At 71.5% G+C, this 18,699-nt stretch carries 16 protein-coding genes; 7 read left to right on the top strand and 9 right to left on the bottom strand.

Annotated features, from left to right (window positions below; translation table 11 throughout):
• Positions 1-96: 96 nt before the first annotated feature.
• From ABZY12_RS01820 to groL, 4 genes are all read left to right on the top strand, one after another.
• Positions 97-1,032, top strand: a complete 936-nt coding sequence (locus tag ABZY12_RS01820; protein WP_356886036.1) for a polysaccharide deacetylase family protein — start codon at positions 97-99, stop codon at positions 1,030-1,032.
• Positions 1,029-1,256, top strand: a complete 228-nt coding sequence (locus tag ABZY12_RS01815) for a hypothetical protein (RefSeq protein ID WP_356886034.1) — start codon at positions 1,029-1,031, stop codon at positions 1,254-1,256. Before ABZY12_RS01820 ends, ABZY12_RS01815 begins: the two co-directional genes overlap by 4 nt.
• Positions 1,257-1,430: 174 nt before the next feature.
• Entirely contained in the window at positions 1,431-1,739 is a 309-nt protein-coding gene (gene groES / locus ABZY12_RS01810; protein WP_057584642.1) for a co-chaperone GroES, read from the top strand.
• A gap of 111 nt (positions 1,740-1,850) precedes the next feature.
• On the top strand, positions 1,851-3,479 hold the full coding sequence (gene groL, locus ABZY12_RS01805; protein ID WP_356886032.1) for a chaperonin GroEL: 1,629 nt from the start codon (positions 1,851-1,853) through the stop codon (positions 3,477-3,479).
• A 141-nt stretch (positions 3,480-3,620) separates the two neighbouring features.
• Here the strand turns inward: groL and ABZY12_RS01800 are convergent, their stop codons facing one another.
• Positions 3,621-4,319 (bottom strand): ester cyclase, encoded by a 699-nt coding sequence (locus tag ABZY12_RS01800; RefSeq protein WP_356886030.1) that lies wholly within the window; start codon positions 4,317-4,319, stop codon positions 3,621-3,623.
• Between the two features lie 77 nt (positions 4,320-4,396).
• Here ABZY12_RS01800 and ABZY12_RS01795 point away from each other — a divergent pair, with 77 nt between their 5' ends.
• Positions 4,397-7,948: a hypothetical protein gene (locus ABZY12_RS01795; protein WP_356886028.1), complete on the top strand. Its 3,552-nt coding sequence runs from the start codon at positions 4,397-4,399 to the stop codon at positions 7,946-7,948.
• On the opposite strand, the gene ABZY12_RS01790 is transcribed toward ABZY12_RS01795, so the two are convergent.
• The 5 genes from ABZY12_RS01790 to ABZY12_RS01770 form a co-directional block, all read right to left on the bottom strand.
• On the bottom strand, positions 7,925-8,953 hold the full coding sequence (locus tag ABZY12_RS01790) for a hydroxyacid dehydrogenase (protein WP_356886026.1): 1,029 nt from the start codon (positions 8,951-8,953) through the stop codon (positions 7,925-7,927). The genes ABZY12_RS01795 and ABZY12_RS01790 overlap by 24 nt on opposite strands.
• A 17-nt stretch (positions 8,954-8,970) precedes the next feature.
• Positions 8,971-9,825 carry a carbohydrate ABC transporter permease gene (locus ABZY12_RS01785; protein ID WP_356886024.1) on the bottom strand — a complete coding sequence of 285 codons (855 nt, stop codon included), beginning with the start codon at positions 9,823-9,825 and terminating at the stop codon, positions 8,971-8,973.
• Positions 9,822-10,712 carry a sugar ABC transporter permease gene (locus ABZY12_RS01780; RefSeq protein WP_356886022.1) on the bottom strand — a complete coding sequence of 297 codons (891 nt, stop codon included), beginning with the start codon at positions 10,710-10,712 and terminating at the stop codon, positions 9,822-9,824. Before ABZY12_RS01780 ends, ABZY12_RS01785 begins: the two co-directional genes overlap by 4 nt.
• 3 nt (positions 10,713-10,715) lie before the next feature.
• The gene (locus ABZY12_RS01775; RefSeq protein WP_356886020.1) at positions 10,716-12,047 is read right to left on the bottom strand and encodes a sugar ABC transporter substrate-binding protein; all 1,332 of its coding nucleotides are present in this window, start codon (positions 12,045-12,047) and stop codon (positions 10,716-10,718) included.
• Between the two features lie 108 nt (positions 12,048-12,155).
• On the bottom strand, positions 12,156-13,262 hold the full coding sequence (locus tag ABZY12_RS01770; protein WP_356886018.1) for a substrate-binding domain-containing protein: 1,107 nt from the start codon (positions 13,260-13,262) through the stop codon (positions 12,156-12,158).
• Between the two features lie 175 nt (positions 13,263-13,437).
• Between ABZY12_RS01770 and ABZY12_RS01765 the strand changes: the two genes are divergently transcribed.
• Positions 13,438-15,330 carry a DUF2264 domain-containing protein gene (locus ABZY12_RS01765; RefSeq protein ID WP_356886016.1) on the top strand — a complete coding sequence of 631 codons (1,893 nt, stop codon included), beginning with the start codon at positions 13,438-13,440 and terminating at the stop codon, positions 15,328-15,330.
• A 38-nt stretch (positions 15,331-15,368) separates the two neighbouring features.
• Here ABZY12_RS01765 and ABZY12_RS01760 read toward each other — a convergent pair whose 3' ends face one another.
• Both ABZY12_RS01760 and ABZY12_RS01755 read right to left on the bottom strand, forming a co-directional pair.
• Positions 15,369-16,142, bottom strand: a complete 774-nt coding sequence (locus tag ABZY12_RS01760) for an SDR family oxidoreductase (protein ID WP_356886014.1) — start codon at positions 16,140-16,142, stop codon at positions 15,369-15,371.
• Between the two features lie 85 nt (positions 16,143-16,227).
• Positions 16,228-16,902 (bottom strand): MOSC domain-containing protein, encoded by a 675-nt coding sequence (locus ABZY12_RS01755; protein ID WP_356886012.1) that lies wholly within the window; start codon positions 16,900-16,902, stop codon positions 16,228-16,230.
• 80 nt (positions 16,903-16,982) lie between these two features.
• On the opposite strand from ABZY12_RS01755, the gene ABZY12_RS01750 reads away from it, so the two are divergent.
• Entirely contained in the window at positions 16,983-17,876 is an 894-nt protein-coding gene (locus tag ABZY12_RS01750) for a LysR family transcriptional regulator (RefSeq protein WP_356886010.1), read from the top strand.
• 75 nt (positions 17,877-17,951) lie between these two features.
• Here ABZY12_RS01750 and ABZY12_RS01745 read toward each other — a convergent pair whose 3' ends face one another.
• Positions 17,952-18,293 (bottom strand): WhiB family transcriptional regulator, encoded by a 342-nt coding sequence (locus ABZY12_RS01745; RefSeq protein ID WP_356886008.1) that lies wholly within the window; start codon positions 18,291-18,293, stop codon positions 17,952-17,954.
• Between the last annotated feature and the right edge of the window lie 406 nt (positions 18,294-18,699).

Below are 18,699 nucleotides of genomic sequence, written 5' to 3'. Positions count from 1 at the left end.
GGGGATGGTGCGCGTGGCGCGGCGGTGTCGCCGGGGCGGAGAAGCTCGGCGCTGACAGGATGCGGCGCCATGCAGCTAGTACGACAAACAGAGCAAATGGGTCTCCGGTATGAAAAGCCCCGGGGCGTGCGTCACCCGCGGAGGGCGGTGGCCACGGCGCTGCTCGTCGCCGCCGTCGCCTCGGCCTGCGCGGCGCCCTCCGACGGCTCCGGCGGCGGCCCGGGCGCGCAGGGGAGGCCCGCCCCCGGTCAGCCCCAGGGGCAGCCGCAGGGCGCGTCCGGCGCCCTCAACGCGTACGTCGAGAAGATCCGCAAGCAGCGGGCCGCCCGGGTGCTCGCGGCCAAGAAGTGGGGGCTCGACCGGCCCCCGCTGGAGGCTCCGGCGCCGCCCGCCGTCAAGCCGAAGATCACCACCCGCAAGGGGTTCGAGACCGACGGCGAGGGCCTGCCGCCCGTTTTCACCACCGTGCCGACCAAGGAGAAGGTCGTCTTCCTGACGATCGACGACGGCGCGGAGAAGGACCCCGAGCTGCTGCGGATGATGAGCGAGCTGCGGATCCCGTACAGCGCCTTCCTCAGCGACTACCTGGTCAAGGAGGACTACGGCTACTTCAAGAAGATGCAGGACGCCGGTGTCTCCCTGCACAACCACACCCTCAACCACCGTTACATGCCCGGGCTTTCGTACACGGCGCAGAAGCGGGAGATCTGCGGGATGCAGGACACCATCCAGAAGCGGTACGGGAAGCGGCCGTCGCTCTTCCGGCCGCCGTACGGGAACTACAACGAGAACACCTTGCGCGCGGCCAAGGCGTGCGGGGTGAAGGCGGTTCCGCTGTGGGCCTCGGAGGCGTTCCCGGACCGGATGGAGTGGCGTGAATGGGACCGGGACCTGCACCCCGGCGACATCGTGCTCACCCACTTCCGGGGCAAGGAGGACTGGAAGGGCTCGATGCCGGACATGATCCGCCGAGTGATGAGCACGATCACGGCCAAGGGTTACGCGGTCGCGAGGCTCGAGGACTACGTGTGACCCCCGCGCGCCGGCTGACAGCCGGACTGGTCCTGGCCGGCGCGCTGCTGGGCGCGACGGCCTGCGCCCCGTCGGTCGACCCGTTCGAACGCCTGGGCCGCAAGGCGGCGCGTCACATGACCCCGCGCCCGTCGGACACGGCGGGCGCCTCGGGCGAGGCGGGGGTCGCGGGCGCCCCGGGGGACCGTGGCCGGACCGTTCCCGAAACCGCCACACGGCACTGAATTGGCACTCCGCTTGACCGAGTGCTAATCGCAGTCATAGTCTCAGGTCTGGCACTCCCCACCGGAGAGTGCCAACACAGCGACGGGCAGGTCCGGCACCCGCGACGACGGATCCACCTGGTCGCCACCTCAGACAGTTAACCCCGTGAGATCTCCGAAGGGGGAGGTCGGATCGTGACGACCACCAGCTCCAAGGTTGCCATCAAGCCGCTCGAGGACCGCATTGTGGTCCAGCCGCTCGACGCCGAGCAGACCACCGCCTCTGGCCTGGTCATCCCGGACACCGCGAAGGAGAAGCCCCAGGAGGGCGCCGTCCTCGCCGTCGGTCCGGGCCGCTTCGAGAACGGCGAGCGCCTGCCGCTCGACGTGAAGGTCGGCGATGTCGTGCTGTACAGCAAGTACGGCGGCACCGAGGTGAAGTACAACGGCGAGGAGTTCCTCGTCCTCTCGGCTCGCGACGTGCTCGCGATCATCGAGAAGTAATTCACCGAAGTATCCGAAGCAGATGCTTTGAGCTGCGCCCCTTGACCCCGCACTGGGCGTCCGGGGGCGCGGTTCGTTACACACGAAATCCGAGAGGGCTGAACCGCTCCCATGGCGAAGATCCTGAAGTTCGACGAGGACGCCCGTCGCGCCCTTGAGCGCGGCGTCAACAAGCTTGCCGACACGGTGAAGGTGACGATCGGCCCCAAGGGCCGCAACGTCGTCATCGACAAGAAGTTCGGCGCCCCCACCATCACCAACGACGGTGTCACGATCGCCCGCGAGGTCGAGCTCGACGACCCGTACGAGAACCTCGGCGCCCAGCTGGTGAAGGAGGTGGCGACCAAGACCAACGACATCGCGGGTGACGGCACCACCACCGCCACCGTGCTCGCCCAGGCCCTGGTCCGCGAGGGTCTGCGCAACGTCGCCGCCGGTGCCTCCCCGGCCGCCCTGAAGAAGGGCATCGACGCCGCCGTCAAGGCCGTCTCCGAGGAGCTGCTCGCCACCGCGCGCCCGATCGACGACAAGTCGGACATCGCCGCCGTGGCCGCCCTCTCCGCGCAGGACCAGCAGGTCGGCGAGCTCATCGCCGAGGCGATGGACAAGGTCGGCAAGGACGGTGTCATCACCGTCGAGGAGTCCAACACCTTCGGCCTGGAGCTCGACTTCACCGAGGGCATGGCCTTCGACAAGGGCTACCTGTCCCCGTACATGGTCACCGACCAGGAGCGTATGGAGGCCGTCCTCGACGACCCGTACATCCTGATCCACCAGGGCAAGATCTCCTCGATCCAGGACATGCTGCCGCTCCTCGAGAAGGTCATCCAGGCCGGCGCCAGCAAGCCGCTGCTGATCATCGCCGAGGACGTCGAGGGCGAGGCCCTGTCGACCCTGGTCGTGAACAAGATCCGTGGCACCTTCAACGCCGTGGCCGTCAAGGCCCCCGGCTTCGGTGACCGCCGCAAGGCGATGCTCGGCGACATGGCCACCCTCACCGGTGCCACCGTCATCGCCGAGGAGGTCGGCCTCAAGCTCGACCAGGCCGGTCTGGACGTGCTGGGCACCGCCCGCCGCGTCACCGTCACCAAGGACGACACCACCATCGTCGACGGTGGCGGCAACTCCGAGGACGTGCAGGGCCGCGTCAACCAGATCAAGGCCGAGATCGAGACCACCGACTCCGACTGGGACCGCGAGAAGCTCCAGGAGCGCCTCGCGAAGCTGGCCGGCGGCGTGTGCGTGATCAAGGTCGGCGCCGCCACCGAGGTGGAGCTGAAGGAGAAGAAGCACCGTCTGGAGGACGCCATCTCCGCGACCCGCGCCGCGGTCGAGGAGGGCATCGTCTCCGGTGGTGGCTCCGCTCTGGTCCACGCCGTCAAGGTCCTCGAGGGCAACCTCGGCAAGGAGGGCGACGAGGCCACCGGTGTCGCCGTCGTCCGCCGCGCCGCCGTCGAGCCGCTGCGCTGGATCGCCGAGAACGCCGGCCTCGAGGGCTACGTCATCACCTCCAAGGTGGCGGAGCTGGAGAAGGGCAACGGCTTCAACGCCGCGACCGGCGAGTACGGCGACCTGGTCAAGGCCGGCGTCATCGACCCGGTGAAGGTCACGCGCTCCGCGCTGGAGAACGCCGCCTCGATCGCCTCCCTCCTCCTCACCACCGAGACCCTCGTGGTGGAGAAGAAGGAAGAGGAGTCGGCGGACGCGGGCCACGGCCACGGTCACGGCCACTCGCACTGAGCCCCGTCACCCGGTCGCTCGCACAGCTGATCACTGAGGCCCGGTGCCCCCTGACGGGGGCGCCGGGCCTCGGCCTTTCTCGTCCTTCTCGTCTTTCCCGGCCTTTCCGGCCTTTCCGGCCTTTCTGGTCGTTCCCGTCGTTCAGACCTCCACGGCGCCGAGCTGCCCCATCAGCCCGAGCAGGTCGTACTGCCACCATCCCTCGACGATCTTGCCGTCCTCGCGGAACCGGTGGATCACCGTCCCGGACATCGAGACCTCCTTGCCGGTCGCCTCGATCCCCATGAAGTCACCGGTGTGCGTGGCGTTCCAGGTCCAGCGGGTGCAGACCCGGTCGCCCTCCGCGATCTGGTCGTCGACGGTGAACTGGAACCGGAAGCCGCCCCGCCACTCGTCCAGCTCCCGCCGGACCGCGTCCATGCCGATGACGTCCTGCGCGTTGGCGGGATCGTGGTCGTGGAAGTCCTCGTCGAAGATCTCGTCGAGCGGTGGCAGCTCGCCCCCGGTCGAGGCCAGCTCGAAGAAACGCCGGGCCGTCGCCTTGTACAGCTGCTCGTCCCGGACGACGTCCAGATCGGTGAACGTCGGCATCTCGTCGCAGAGCGCGACCATCTCCCGGAAGATCCGGTCGGTCTCGGGGAGCTGCGAGTTCGTCATCGCCACGTCGTACGAGGGGAACTCCACGATCTCCACGAAGTGGGAGGCGTCGGAGCGGTCCTTGCCGATGATGTTGTGGGTGGCGGTGCGCTTGCCCCGGGTCTGTTCGACCCACTTGTCCATGAGCCGGTTCATGTCGTCGAACCGGCTGGTCTTGCAATCGATGATCTGTACGAATGTCATGACGCCTCCCGGACCGGGTGGGACACCTCCATTTTAGGCGCGGAGGGCCGTCGGACCCGTCTGGCAGCATGGCCACCATGCAGCAGGCGCGGGGGAAGCGGTCGGTCGTGGTCGGAGGTGACGCGGGAATCGTCGTCACCGGTGACCACAACCAGCTCGTGACCGCCGTGCCGCCGGTGCGGTCGGCGTACTGGGAGCAGGTGCGCCGGATCGCTCCGGTGGAACTGGTCGACCGGGAGCGGGAGCTGGCGTCGCTCGCCGCCTTCTGCCTGGCCGACTCCGGCCCGTCGTACGTCTGGTGGCGGGCGGAGGCATGGGCGGGCAAGACGGCCCTGATGGCGTGGTTCGCGCTCAACCCGCCGCCGGGGGTGCGGATCGTTCCCTTCTTCATCACGGCGCGCTGGGGCGCGCAGAACGACGTGGTCGCGTACGTCGACGTCGTCCTGGAACAACTCGCCGAGCTGGCGGGCGAGGGCATCCCGGCCCACCTGACGGCCTCGACCCGCGAGGCCCATCTGCTGCGTCTTCAAGGGGAGGCGGCCCGCGCCTGCGCCGAGCGCGGTGAACGCCTGGTCCTGCTGGTCGACGGCCTGGACGAGGACCGGGGCGTCACCACGGGCCCGGACGCGCACTCGATCGCGAGCCTGCTCCCCATATCGCTGCCGACGATCGTCTCCGGCCGCCTCAACCCGCCCGTACCGGTCGACGTCCCCGCCGGCCACCCGCTGCGTGACCCCGCGGTCGTACGGACCCTGGAGCCCTCCCCGTCCGCCCGCGCGATCCGCGCCGAGGCGGAGCGCGAACTGAAACGCCTCCTGGAGGCGGGCGGCCTCGAGCACGACCTCCTCGCCCTGCTCACCGCGGCCGGCGGCGGTCTGACGGCCGACGACCTGGCGGAGCTGACGGGCGCGGTGCCCTACCGCGTACGGGACGTCCTGCGCACGGGACCGGGCCGGACGTTCGCTGCGCGCTCGGACGCGTACCTCCTTGCCCACGAGGAGCTCCAGGCCCAGGCGGTGGAGATGCTGGGCCGTCGCGAACTCGACCGTTACCGGCGGGTGCTCCATGCCTGGGCGGAGGAGTGGCAAGCCCGCGACTGGCCCGCGGAAACCCCCGACTACCTGCTGCGCGGGTACTTCTCGATGCTGCGTGCGGCGGGGGACGTGGAGCGGATGGTGGGGTGCGCGCTGGATTCCGTACGCCATGACCGGCTGCTGGAGGCGACGGGCGGCGACATCGTGGCGCTGGACGAGGTGCGGCTGGCGGAGGAGGCGTTCGTCGGGGCGGGTGTGCCGGATCTCGTGGACCTGGTGCGCCTGGTGATCCGGCGGGAGGAGCTGGTGGAGCGCAACGACCGCATCCCGAGGACGCTGCCCTGGGCCTGGGCGGCGCTCGGCAGGACCGGCCGTGCCGAGGCCCTCGCCCGGAGCATCCCGAGCCTGGACTGGCGGGCTCTCGCACTCGTCGACGTCGCGGCGGAGCTGGCCGCCCGGGGTGGCGCGGAGGATGCTCGGCGGGTCCTGGAGGACGCCGAGGCGGCGGCCCGCCGGTACACCGACGCCTTCGGCGACGAGCGGGACACCACCTTGGCGGAGGTGAGCCGGGCCTGGGTGGGCGCGGGGCTCCTCGACCGCGCGGAGGACGTGGCCCGGGCGGTGGACGATCCGTACGTACGGGCGCGGCTGCTGCCCGAACTGGCGCATGCCCGGGCGCGGCAGGGGGAGGAAGCCCGGGCCAGGGCACTGTGTCTGTCCGAGGCGGACGATCGGGTACGCGCCCTGGGCCTCGCCGCCGTGGCGCGTGCCCGCGCCACGGCGGGGGACGCGGCGCGGGCGGTGCGGTCGGCGGTGACCGAGGACGCCGGATCCGAAAGCCTGGCGCTGGCGGTCGTCTCGGGGGAGCTGCGGCGGGCCGGTGACCGGGCGGCCGCGGACGAGGCCCTGGCGCGGCTGGACGCCGTCCTGTGCGTCTCGCCGGTCCTGACCGATGTGGTCGGTGCGCTGGCGGACGCGGGTGAGTACGACCGGGCCGCCGCCGCCGCCCTGCTGCACCCGGACCCCGAGGAGCGAGGATGGGCCCAGCGCGTGCCGGTCATCGCCCTCGCGGCCGCCGGGGAGATCGACCGTGCGTGGGAACTGGCGGGCCGGATCGAGCACGCACCCGCCCAGGCGTCGGCGCGGCTCGGCGTGGCGGCGGGAGCGGCCGGCAGCGGCGCGTACGAACGGGCGGAGGAGCTCGCCCGCACGATCGACGACCAGAGGTGCCGGGAGCGGGCGCTCAACCGCGTGGTCGCGGCTCTCGCCGGAGCCGGGGAGACGGAGCGGGCGGAGAGGCTGGCACGCGACTGCGCGCACGAGACCGACGCCGACGACCCGATGGTCTTCGTCGTCGAGGCGCTGGCGGCGGCCGGGCACTTCGCGCGGGCCCGCTCTCTCGCGGCGGCCATCGCCCACGACGACGGCGCATTCGCCCTGGTCAGAGGAGCGGTGACCGCGGCGGTGAACGCCGGGGCGGCCGACGTCGAGATGCGGGCACGCGCCGCCGAGGTGGTCGAGGAGGTGGAGAGCCGGATCCGGGCGCGGAGCGGAGGCGGCACGCTCGATCCCGTCCACACCCCGAAGGTCCTCGTCGAGGCGGGATACCTCGACCAGGCGCGGACCCTGCTCGACGGCATCGAGTCGAAGGTCCTGCCCACGGATGGGTCCGCACCGGAGTCGTACGAGTCCATCGGATGGCAGGTCCGGGCGGGGTTCGCGGTCGAAGCCCTCGCCTGGGCGGGCGAGTTCGACCGCGCCACGGCTCTGGCGCGGCGGATCACGGCCGACCCCTCGTCGTCGATGGCCCGCCTCGTCCTCGTCGAACGGCTCTCTCACGCCGGACGGTTCGCTCCCGCCCTCGCCCTGGTCGAAGAGGAGACGCGTCCGGGGGTGCGGGACCAGCTCCGCCTCGCCATGGCCAAGGCGGCGGCCGCCGCCGGCGACTGGGAGGCCGCCGAGTCGTACACCGGGCAGCTCAGCCTGCCCGGCATGCGGCTCATGGGATGGGCCCGGATCGCCGCGGAGCGGGCCAGGGCGGGCCATCACGCGGAAGCGGACACGGCGCTCGCGAAAGCCCTGGTGCGGGACGTGCGCGACGAGGGCACCTCCCTGGACTTCACCGACGTGGTCCGCGCCCTCTTCCTGCTGGGTCGGTACGAGGAGGGCGACACCGCGATCGCCGAACTGGTCGAGCACGCGGTCCCGTGGTTCTTCGGCGGGGTCGTGAGCGCCCTCGTGGAGGCGGGCGAGTACGACCGCGCACGGAGTTTGGTGGCCGGTCTGGACGACCGGGGCAAGGCTTCCGGCTCTCTCAGATGCGGGTTCATCGAGGACCTCGTCGAAGCCGGGGAGGAGGGCCGGGCGGCGGACGAGGCGCGGCTCGCGCGGGACCGGGGCACCGACGACGGCCGGGGCCCCCTCTCCGTCTGGCCCGCCCTCGCCCTGGCGATCGAGTCGGAGCGTGGCCGGGTGCCGCTCGCCCGGCAGCTCCGGGACATGAACCTCATGGACGCGCTCCACGCCTTCCTGCGCCTCGAACCCCGCACCGTCCCGGTGGTCGTCGACGCCCTACGCCGACCGCGTCAGGTCTGAGGCCCGCACCTCCTCCGTGAACGGCTCCCCCCGCCCGTACCGCGCCACCTCCTCCAGCGCCTGGTCCGCCATCCGGTGCAGTTCGTTGCCCAGCGAGCCGGCCACGTGCGGGGTGAGAAGCACGTTCGGGAGCGTCCAGAGCGGGGAGTCCGGCGCCGGGACGTCCGGGTCCGTGACGTCGAGGACCGCGTGGAGGCGGCCCGATGCCAGATGGGGGAGGAGCGCGGTCTCGTCGATCAGGGAGCCGCGTGAGGTGTTGACGAGGGTGGCGCCGTCGGGCATCAGGGCCAGCTGTGGCGCACCGATCATCCGGCGCGTGGCCGGAAGTTGAGGCGCGTGGACGGAGACGATCGAGCCGCGGGCGCACAGGGCGTCGAGGCCGACGAGTTCCACGCCCAGTGCGCGGGCCTGGGCAGGCTCCACGTACGGGTCGTGGAGCAGCACCTCGAAGTCGAAGGGGCGCAACAGCTCGATCACGCGGCGGCCGATCCGGGAGGCGCCGACCAGTCCCACCGTCCGGCGGTAGTTGCCCCAGGCCGCCGACTCGGCGAGCCAGGCGTGGTCGGCGCGGACCTCCTCGTACCGCCGGGCCGAGTGGAGGATCCGCTTCCCGGCGAAGAGGATCGCGGCGAGCGTGTACTCGGCGACGGGCAGCGCGTTGGCCGCCGCGGCCGAGGTGACGGCGAGGCCCCGGTCCCAGCAGGCGTCGGTGACATGGTGCTTGACCGAACCGGCCGCGTGGACGACGGCCTTCAGGCGCGGGGCGCGGTCCAGGACGGCGGCGGTCAGCGGCGGGGCGCCCCAGCAGGTGAGGAGGATCTCGGCCTCGGCGAGGGCTTCGGCGACACGGGGGGTGGGCGCGGTCAGATCGTGGGCGACGAGGTGCGGGTCGGTGCGGGTCAGGGCGGTGAGACGCTCGCGGTGGGAGTCGGTCAGCAGCCGCTCGGCGATGCCCGGGCCCATGGAGAGCAGGAGGGCGGGGCGATTGTCAGTGGCGGGGTGCATCGTGGGACCCGGGCTCCTCACTTGACGCTGCCGGCGGTCAGACCGGCCTTCCAGTGGCGCTGGAGGGAGACGAAGGCGACGACGAGGGGGACGACGGCCAGCAGGGATCCGGTGACGACGAGGGGGTAGAAGTCGGGTTCCGCGTGGGCGTTGCTGTTCCACGCGTACAGGCCGAGGCTCAGCGGGTAGAGCTTCTGGTCCGAGAGCATCACCAGGGGGAGGAAGAAGTTGTTCCAGATCGCGGTGAACTGGAAGAGGAAGACGGTCACGAAGCCGGGCATGACCATGCGCAGACCGATCGACCAGAAGGTGCGCAGTTCGCCGGCTCCGTCGATACGGGCGGCTTCGAGGGCCTCGTCGGGGATGTAGCCGGCGCTGAAGACCCGGGAGAGGTACACCCCGAAGGGGTTGACCAGGACGGGGATCAGCACGGCCCAGTAGGTGTTGACGACGCCCACCTCGCTGGCGAGGAGGTACATCGGCAGGGCGAGCGCGGTGGTGGGCACCAGCACGCCGAGGAGGACGACGCCGAAGAGCTTCTCCTTGCCCCGGAAGTCGTACTTGTCGAAGGCGTACCCGGCGGCGACGCTGATCAGCGAGCAGGCGAGGGCGCCCACGCCGGCGTAGAGGAGGCTGTTGACGTACCAGTGGAAGTAGATGCCGTCGTTGTACTCGGCGAGCCGGGTGAGGTTGCCGCCCAGGTCGAAGCCCTCGAAGGAGAAGGCGTTTCCGGCGAGCAGGCCGCCCGCGTCCTTGGTGGCGGCGGTCAGCAGCCAGACGAGGGGGAAGAGCATGTAGACGACGGCGAGGACGAGCGCGCCGTTGACGGCGGTCCTGGACAGCCAGGCGCTCTGGTGCCGGGGCTTGGTCATGCCGCCTTCTCCTTCCGGCGTCCGGTGAGGCGTGTGACGCCGAAGGACAGCAGTGCGGCCGTCAGGGCCAGCAGGACGGACGCGGCCGCGGCCAGTCCGTAGTCGTTGCGGTCGAAGGCCGCGGTGTACGCGTACATGTTCGGCGTCCAGGTCGAGGTGACGGCGGAGCCCGTGCCCTTGTTGAGGATCAGCGGTTCGGTGAACAGCTGCAGCGAGCCGATGACGGTGAAGAGGCCGACCATCGCGAGCGAGGCGCGGATCAGCGGGACCTTGATGCTGAACGCGATGCGCCAGGCGCCCGCCCCGTCGACGGTGGCCGCCTCCAGGACGGAGCGGTCGATGGCCTGCAGCGCGGCGTAGAAGATCACCATGTTGTAGCCGAGCCACTCCCAGAGCGCGATGTTGACCACGGAGGGGAGCGCGCCCTCGGGGGAGAAGAAGTCGAAGCCGATGCCGCCGGCCTCCATCGCCTGAACCACGGGGCTGAGCTGCGGCGTGTAGAGGTAGACCCAGATCAGCGCCGCGATGATGCCGGGGACGGCGTGCGGCAGGAAGAGCGCGAGCTGGAAGAAGCGGCGGGCGCGGGCGAGTGCCGAGTCGAGCAGCAGGGCGAGACCGAGGGCCCCGGCGAGCAGCAGCGGAATGTAGAACAGGCAGTATCCGAGCAGGACGCCGAAGCCCTCGCGGAAGGCCTGGTCACCCAGCGCCGCGGTGTAGTTGTCGAGGCCGGTGAAGACGGTCTCGGTGCCGCCGAAGCCCAGCCCCGACTGCTTCTCGGTGAACAGGCTGAGCCAGACCGCGTATCCGATCGGCACCACCATCACCGCGGTGAACAGGAGGAAGAAGGGGGTCAGCAGGAACGCTGCGGCACGGGTGCGGGCCTTCATCGGTCAGCCCTCGACCTTCAGTCCGCGCTTCTTCAGCTCGGCGACGGTCGCCTCGTGGCCGGTCCTGATGGCGTCGGCGATCGTGGGGCCACCCTTGGTGATCTTGCCGAACTGGTCCTTGATGGCGGTGTTGGTGGTGCCGGTGGTCGGACCCCAGGCCCAGTTCCCGCCGATGGCGGCGCCGGACTCCTCGAAGAGGGCGTAGATGTCCTGGCCGCCGTAATAGCCGGCGTCGAAGACCTGCTTGGCGACCGGGCGCAGCGCGGTCGCGGCGGGGAAGGCGCTGGACGTGCCGGAGGAGATGCGCGCCTTGACGCCCGCCTCGGTGGTGGACATCCACTCGGCGAACTCGACGGCCGCCGCCTTCTTCCCACTGTCCTTCGTCACGGCGAAGGAGGTGCCGCCGAGCATGCCGCTGGCGAGCTTGCCGTCCCAGCTCGGCATGGGCGCCACGGCCCACTTCCCGCTCTGCTCGGGCAGGGTGCCCTTGAGGACGCCCGCGCCCCAGGAGGCGCCGAGGTAGCCGATGGTGGTGCCGTTCTTGAGCGAGCCGGTCCACTCGGGGCTGAACGAGGCGTTCTTGTGGACGAGGTCGGCGTCGATCAGGCCCTGCCAGTAGTCGGCGACCTTGGTGGTGGCCGGGTCCGTGGTGTCGATCTTCCAGGTGTCGTTCTCGGCCTTGAACCACTGGGCGCCGGCCTGCCAGGCCATCGCCTCGAAGGTCGTCGGGTCGTCGGGGAAGAAGGTGGCGATACGGGCCTTGGCGTCGGCCTTCTTCACCTTCTCGGCCGCGGCCTTGAACGCGTCCCAGGTGGTGGGCACCTCGACCTGGTACTTCGCGAAGAGGTCCTTGCGGTAGAAGAAGGCCTGCGGGGACGCGTCGAAGGGGACGGCCCAGGTCTTGCCGCCGAGCGTGGTGAGCTCCACCGCCTGCGGCAGCAGCTTGCTCCGGTCGGCCTCGGTGAACTCGCCGCCGATGTCCTGCAGAGCGCCGGAGCTGACGAACTCGGGGAGCGAGGAGTACTCGATGGAGACCAGGTCCGGTGCGTTGCCCGCCTTCACCGCGTTGGAGATCTTGGCGTAGCCGCCGGCGGTGCCGGAGGGGATCTCCTCGAACTTCACCTGGATGTTCTTGTGGGAGGCGTTGAACGCGTCCACCACGTCCTTGGAGCCCTTGGCCCAGCCCCAGAAGGTGATGGTCACGGGCTTGCCGTCGGTTCCCTTGGATCCGGCGGCGGACGAGTCGTCACCGCCACCGCCGCACGCCGTGAGGACGGCGAGGGCGGTGACGGTGCCGGCTATGGCACGGGACGTTCTGTTCCAAGTACGGCTCACGGCACGGCTCCTGGGACGACGGCACGGGGTGTGTGGCCGTGATCCTGCGACCGCCCATGACCGAAGTCAAGAGCGAAAGATTGATTGATCGAAAAAAGATCGAATCGATCAGGTGGAGCGGACCCCTCCGGAAGCCCCGCAGGAGGCCCGCACCCGAAGCCGTGGCAGCAGACTCAGGTGGCGCCGCGCGGGCTCCTCGTCCGGTACCTGAGGCTGCGTCAGCCGCTCCACCAGCAACTCCGTGGCGTGGCGGCCCACCTGACGCTTGGGCGGCGCGACCGCCGTCAGCGGGGTGTCGGCGAGGGCGGCGACCTCGTCGTCGTACGCGATCAGGGCCAGGTCCTCGGGCACCTTGACGCCCAGGTCGGCCAGCCGCCGCACGATCTCGATCGCGTCCACGTCGTTGTGGACCAGGGCCGCGCTCGCGCGGCCGGACGCGACCGCCTCGTGCAACGCCCGTACCGCGCGCCCGAACCCCTCCGGATCCTGGTCGGCCGGTACGGAGGCGATCACCGGGCCGGGGGCCTCGACGCCCAGCGCCGCCAGCGCCTCGGTGTATCCGGTGCGCACCGCGAGCGCGGTCGGGCTGTCGGCACGAGCCACCAGCAGCGGGGTGCCGTGACCCAGGTCCAGCAGATGGCGCAGGGCGAGCAGGACGCCGTGACCGTGGTCGGAGACCACCCGGTCCAGGCCGTCGAGCGGGGTGCCGGGATCGGCGCGGCGCTCCAGGAGCACGGCCGGCACGGGCAGTTCGGCCGGCCAGTCGCCGTACGCGAGCCGGTCCTCGGGCCCGCGCCAGCCGGGCGCCACGAGCACGCCCTCGGCACCCGCCGCCAGCAGGCTCTCGGCGCGCGCCCGGTCCTCCTCGGGCCGGTAGTCCGAGATCCGCAGGATGAGCCGGGCGCCAGCCCGCGCCGCCGCTTCGTGTGCGCCCCGGATGACCTCGGCGAAGTAGTACGTGGCGGAGGGGGCGAGCAGGCCGAGGACCAGGCCCTCGCCGGAACGCCCGGCCCCCGGTTCGCCCTGGCGTCCCGGCCAGGACACCTGGCCGTGCACGCGGTCGAGCAGCCCCCGGGTGGCCAGCGCCTCCACGTCCCGGCGGGCGGTGACGGGGGAGACCCCCAGCAGGGTGGCCAGGTCGGCGACGCGTGCGGTGCCGCGCTCGCGCACCAGGGTCAGCAGTCGGTCGTGACGTTCAGCGGCACTCTCGCGCACGGCGTGTTCCCCTCGCGGTGTGGTGGTCCGGCGGGACGCCGTCCCCGGGCCCCGACTGTAATGCAAGATGATCGAACTGTAGGGAGTTTCGATCATTCGGTCCGATCCATTGACGTTCGATCGAACCCCGTTCATGATTCCCGGCGACGCCGATGTCCGCGCCAGGGGGAGCATCATGCCCACGCCGCCCGAGAACCGTGAGCTCAGCCCGTTCACCGGCTGGACCCGCGCCCACTGGGAGGACCACGCCGACCGACTGCTCCTCGCCGTCCGCCCGTACGCGACCGCCCGGCACGGACTCGTCGACCTCCCCGGGCCCCGGCCCAGTTGGTCCGGCGCCCGCTCCGACGGTCTCGAAGGGTACGCGCGTACGTTCCTCCTCGCCGCATTTCGCGTCGCGGGCGCCCACGGTGACGACCCGCACGGTCATCTCGCGCGCTATGCCGAAGGCCTCGCGGCGGGAACGGCGGAGCCCGGCACCGGTCGACCAGCCACCGTCGGCATCGGCCCCGCCGGCTCGCCCCTTGCCGTCGGCACCACCGGCACCGGCACCACCGGCACCGCCGCCCCCGAATCCTGGCCGCTCCTCACCGACGTCCGCCAGGCGATCGTCGAATCCGCCTCGATCGCCCTCGCACTGCGCCTGACCCGGCCCTGGCTCTGGGACACCCTCGACGACCGCACCCGCCAACGCACCGTCGACTGGCTGCTGCCCGCCCTCGCCCCGTCCCCCGTCGACAACAACTGGTGGCTCTTCGGCCTCACCGTCGCCGGCTTCCTCCAGGACGCCGGCATCGAGACCGACCGGGCCGTCGCGACCATCGACCGCTCCCTCGCCCGGATCGAGGAGTGGTACCTCGGCGCCGGCTGGTACAGCGACGGCGACAACCGCGCCTTCGACCACTACAACGCCTGGGCCCTGCACTTCTACCCCGTCCTGCACGCCCACCTCTCCGGCGACCAGGACCTCCTCGACCGCTACGGCCCCCGGCTCCGCGCTCACCTCGGCGACTACGTCCACCTCTTCGACACCCACGGCGCCCCCCTCCCGTACGGCCGCTCCCTCGTCTACCGCTTCGCCGCGGCCGCCGCACCCTGGCTCGGAGCCCTCACCGGCCACACCCCCCTCACCCCGGGAGCCACCCGCCGGCTCGCCTCCGGCACCTTGCGGTACTTCCTCGACCGGGGCGCCCGCGACGAGCACGGACTGCTCACCCTCGGCTGGCACGGCCCCCACCCGCCGATCGTCCAGAGCTACTCCGGGCCCGGCTCGCCCTACTGGGCCTCCAAGGGCTTCCTGGGGCTGCTCCTCCCCGCCGAACACCCCGCCTGGACCGACGCCGAAGAGCCCCTGCCCGCCGAACGGGCCGACACCGTACGTCCGGTCGCCCCGGCCGGCCTGCTCATCCACTCCACCGCCGCCGACGGACTCGTACGCCTCCACAACCACGGCAGCAACCACGTCGCCGGCGACCCCGCGGGAGAGGACGACTCCGGCTACGCCCGCTTCGCCTACTCCACCCGCACCGGCGCCACCGCCCCTCCCGCCCCCGCCGACAACCACTTCGCCCTCGTCGTCGACGGCCGCCTCACCCGGCGTGGCCCCGCGAGCCCCCGGGGCACCGGCCCCGGCTGGGCCGCCTCCCTGCACACCCCCCGACCCGGCATCCGGATCCTCTCCGCCACCCTCGCCCACGGCCGCGCCGAGGTCCGCGCCCATCTCGTCATCGGAGCCCCCGAAGGCACTCCCGTACGCCAGACCGGCTGGGCCACCACCCCGGGCGGACCCGTGTCCCAGCTCCACCCGGTCCACGGCTACCCCCCGGCCGCCGAGACCGTCGAACTCGCCACCGGCGCCACCCTCCAGGGCACGGACAGCCGCACGCCCGCCCTGCACGGCACCACCAGCGGCACCGAGACCCTCTTCGTCGCCCTGGCCTCCCTCACCGCCGAACCCGAACCCGCCCCCGTCGGCACCCTCGCCACGGTCCAGGTCGACGGCCGCACGATCGCCGTGACCTGGCGGAACGGAACCACGGCCCGACTCGCCCTCGACTTCGAGGCCTGATCACGCGCTGCTCCGCGTGCGGCCGCACCGCACCGGGGTCACTTCGGGCCGTACTTGCGGCCCGCCTTGGCGGACACCCCGCCGAGCAGGCCGCGAGGCGCCAGCTTCACCACACCCATCAGCGCCTTGTAACGGGGGTCCGGGACGGACAGCGTCTTTCCCCGCGCCAGATCGGCCAGCGCCGCGGTGACCAGCTTGTCGGCGTCGAGCCACATCCAGCCCGGGATGTTGTCCGTCCCCATCCCGGCCCGCGCGTGGAACTCCGTCCGCACGAACCCCGGGCAGAGCGCCATCAGCCGCACCCCGCTGCCCGCCAGGTCCCGCGCCGCGCCCTGGGTGAACTGAACGACCCACGCCTTCGACGCCCCGTAGGTGCCGCGGGGGACGAACGCGGCCACCGAGGCCACGTTCACCACCCCGCCCCGGCCCCGGGTCCGCATGGACCGGGCCGCCGCCGACGTCAGCCGCAGCACCGCCTCGCAGTGCACCGTCAGCATCTTCAACTCGTCGGCCATGGACACGTCCAGGAACCGGCCCTTGTTGCCGAACCCGGCGTTGTTCACCAGCAGGTCGACCGGCTGTCTCGGATCCGAGAGCCGGGCCTCCACGGCCGCGATCCCCTTCTCCTCGGCCAGGTCCGCCGCGAGGACCTCGGCCTCCACCCCGTGCCGGTCGTGCAGTTCGGTCGCCTGCTCCCGCAGTCTCGTCACATCGCGGGCCACGAGCACCACGTCGTGCCCGTCCGCCGCCAGCTTCCGCGCGAAGGCGGCCCCGATCCCCGCCGTCGCGCCCGTAATCAGTGCAGTCGTCATACGCGGCACGTTAGCCGCCCACGCCGCCCCACCCCGCCCTCCGGTCCCACCGCCGGGGAGGCCCCGCCTTGGCTTTTCGGACGGGTCAGGCGCCGGTGCCGTACTTCTCCGTGTACGTGCGGGCGAGGTCCAGCAGGCCGGACTCCATCCACTCGGCGGCGACCAGCGTGCTCGGCAGCAGCGCGCGCTCCGTCGTCGCGGCCCGGTACAGGAGCGAGACCGTGACGGCGTGGTCCGGCCGGTGCACGACCGACACCGGGGCGCCCGCCATGAGTTCGCCGGGCTCGATCACCCGCAGCAGCGCCCCCGGCCCCGCCGTCGACTGCGTGAAGCGCCGTACCCAGCCCTTCTCCCCCAGAAAACCCGCGAAGGTACGGCAGGGGATACGGCCACCGGTCACCTCCAGGACCACGTCGCCGACCCGCCAACGCTCCCCGACCAGCGCCCCGTTCACATCGAGCCCGAGCGTGGTGAGGTTCTCTCCGAAGCAACCGTTCGGCAGCGGCCGGCCGAGCTCGCGCTCCCAGAGGTCCATGTCCTCCCGCGCGAAGGCGTACACGGCCCGGTCGTCACCGCCGTGGAAGCGCAGATCGCACACGTCGTCCCCGGCGACCCCGCTCGCCCCCACCCCGCGCGGCCCCGGCGCCTCGACCCGTACCGGACCCTCCACCGGATGCTTGTCGACGCCCGTCGTCCCCGAGGGGGCGTCGGTGTACTCCACGGCCTTGGCCCGGCCGATGTTCACAGTCAGCACCTTCATGAGGGGCACCCTAGGCGAACCGGCCCAAAGCGAGGAAGGGATATTCGCCTCGGGGTCCAAGACTCGCTTATGCTCGAAGGATGATCGAGGCCCGTCATCTCCGCGTTCTGCGCGCCGTCGCCGCCACCGGCTCCTTCTCGGCCGCCGCGCGGGAACTGGGCTGCACTCAGCCCGCGGTGAGCCAGCAGATGAAGGCGCTCGAGTCCTCCGCGGGCACTCCGCTGCTCATCCGCACCGGCCGCGAGATGCGCCTCACCCAGGCCGGCGAGGCGCTGGTCCGGCACGCCTCGGGCATCCTCGCCGGGCTCACCGCCGCGGAGGAGGAGGTGGCCGCCATCGCCGGACTGCGGGCCGGCCGCGTCCGCCTGGTCTCGTTCCCCAGCGGTAGCTCCACCCTCGTCCCCACCGCCCTCGCCGCCCTGCGCGCGGCCCACCCCGGCACCCGGGTCTCCCTGGTGGAGGCCGAGCCGCCGCGCTCGGTGGAGATGCTGCGCGACGGGGACTGCGACGTGGCCCTGGCCTTCCGGTATGGGGCGGGCCCCGCCGAGTGGGACGACCTGGTCGTCCGCCCGCTGCTCGCCGACCGCCTGGTCGGCCTGGTCCCGGACTCGCACCGGCTGGCCGACGCGGAGTCGGTGGGCATCGCCGAACTGGCCGACGAGCCGTGGATCGCGGGCTGCCCGCGCTGCCGCCGCCAGTTGGTGGAGGTCTGCGAGGAGGCCGGCTTCACCCCGCGCATCGATTTCGCGACCGACGACTACCCGGCCGTCGTGGGCCTCGTGGGCGCGGGCCTGGGCGTGGCGGTCCTGCCGCGGCTCGCCCTCGAATCGGTACGGCCCAAGGGCGCGCGTACCGTGGCCGTCGAGCCGGCCGTGGAGCGGGAGATCGTGGCCCTGACGCTGCCCGACCTGGCGCAGGTGCCCGCCGTCGCGGCGACCCTGGACGAACTGAGCCGCGCGGCCACGCGCGCGTAGTGCGTGCACCGAGGCCGGGTGGGATGCGGGCCCGGCCCCTCACTGAACCCGTCAGTGACCTGCAGAAACGTTACTTCAGGCGCGCCCCACGCCTGCCGAACTCGATGCCGATGCCGAAGCCGGTGCCGTGATCAGGCGATTGCGGGCTCGTCCCATGAGCTCTTCGCGTTCGTCCTCGGTGAGGCCGCCCCAGACGCCGTAGGGCTCCCGTACGGCGAGTGCGTGTGCCGCGCACTCCGCGCGTACCGGGCACCGCATGCAGACCTCTTTCGCCGAGTTCTCACGCGCACTCCGTGCCGCGCCGCGCTCTCCCTCGGGGTGGAAGAACAGGGAGCTGTCGACTCCGCGGCAGGCCGCGAGGAGTTGCCAGTCCCAAAGATCGGCGTTGGGTCCGGGAAGGCGGGAGAAATCTGCCATTGCGCTTGTCCCCTTGAAACCGTGTCGAACGGATTGGTGGGCGGGTGGATGGCTGATGTACGGGGGCCCTTCGCCCCCCATGGGTCTCGCGTACCCGCTCTCGCGGGTTCGACCCGACGTTACAACTACTGTCTAAGTAGATGTAAATATGACTCATTGCGAATCTAGCCACAGACACTGCAAAAAGGGAAGAAAACCCGCTAAATGGGGCATAGCTTCCAATGAAGGGCGGATGACCTGCGGCGCTCTCCTCCGCGTTCGCTCCCTCACGTAGAGTGCCGAAGGCGTCCGTCCGACCCGTAACTCTTTCGAGTGACCGTCGTTGAGAGTGCGGAGGCGGTTGAAGGAAGAAGCGCTCGGGCAGGCGTCCGAGAGCGTCAACCGCACAGGTGACGATACGTACCAG

The organism is Streptomyces sp. NPDC006551 (genome assembly GCF_040611675.1).
Lineage (GTDB): Bacteria > Actinomycetota > Actinomycetes > Streptomycetales > Streptomycetaceae > Streptomyces.
The sequence above is the reverse complement of the archived record's forward strand: the minus strand, read 5'-3'. Positions and strand labels throughout refer to the sequence as shown.

What these genes read in the sequence shown, in the direction of transcription:
- ABZY12_RS01820 (WP_356886036.1), top strand. Translation starts at nt 97, where the DNA reads ATGGGTCTCCGGTATGAAAAGCCCCGGGGCGTGCGTCACCCGCGGAGG.
- groL (WP_356886032.1), top strand. Translation starts at nt 1,851, where the DNA reads ATGGCGAAGATCCTGAAGTTCGACGAGGACGCCCGTCGCGCCCTTGAG.
- ABZY12_RS01800 (WP_356886030.1), bottom strand. Translation starts at nt 4,319, where the DNA reads ATGACATTCGTACAGATCATCGATTGCAAGACCAGCCGGTTCGACGAC.
- ABZY12_RS01795 (WP_356886028.1), top strand. Translation starts at nt 4,397, where the DNA reads ATGCAGCAGGCGCGGGGGAAGCGGTCGGTCGTGGTCGGAGGTGACGCG.
- ABZY12_RS01790 (WP_356886026.1), bottom strand. Translation starts at nt 8,953, where the DNA reads ATGCACCCCGCCACTGACAATCGCCCCGCCCTCCTGCTCTCCATGGGC.
- ABZY12_RS01785 (WP_356886024.1), bottom strand. Translation starts at nt 9,825, where the DNA reads ATGACCAAGCCCCGGCACCAGAGCGCCTGGCTGTCCAGGACCGCCGTC.
- ABZY12_RS01780 (WP_356886022.1), bottom strand. Translation starts at nt 10,712, where the DNA reads ATGAAGGCCCGCACCCGTGCCGCAGCGTTCCTGCTGACCCCCTTCTTC.
- ABZY12_RS01765 (WP_356886016.1), top strand. Translation starts at nt 13,438, where the DNA reads ATGCCCACGCCGCCCGAGAACCGTGAGCTCAGCCCGTTCACCGGCTGG.
- ABZY12_RS01760 (WP_356886014.1), bottom strand. Translation starts at nt 16,142, where the DNA reads ATGACGACTGCACTGATTACGGGCGCGACGGCGGGGATCGGGGCCGCC.
- ABZY12_RS01755 (WP_356886012.1), bottom strand. Translation starts at nt 16,902, where the DNA reads ATGAAGGTGCTGACTGTGAACATCGGCCGGGCCAAGGCCGTGGAGTAC.
- ABZY12_RS01750 (WP_356886010.1), top strand. Translation starts at nt 16,983, where the DNA reads ATGATCGAGGCCCGTCATCTCCGCGTTCTGCGCGCCGTCGCCGCCACC.
- ABZY12_RS01745 (WP_356886008.1), bottom strand. Translation starts at nt 18,293, where the DNA reads ATGGCAGATTTCTCCCGCCTTCCCGGACCCAACGCCGATCTTTGGGAC.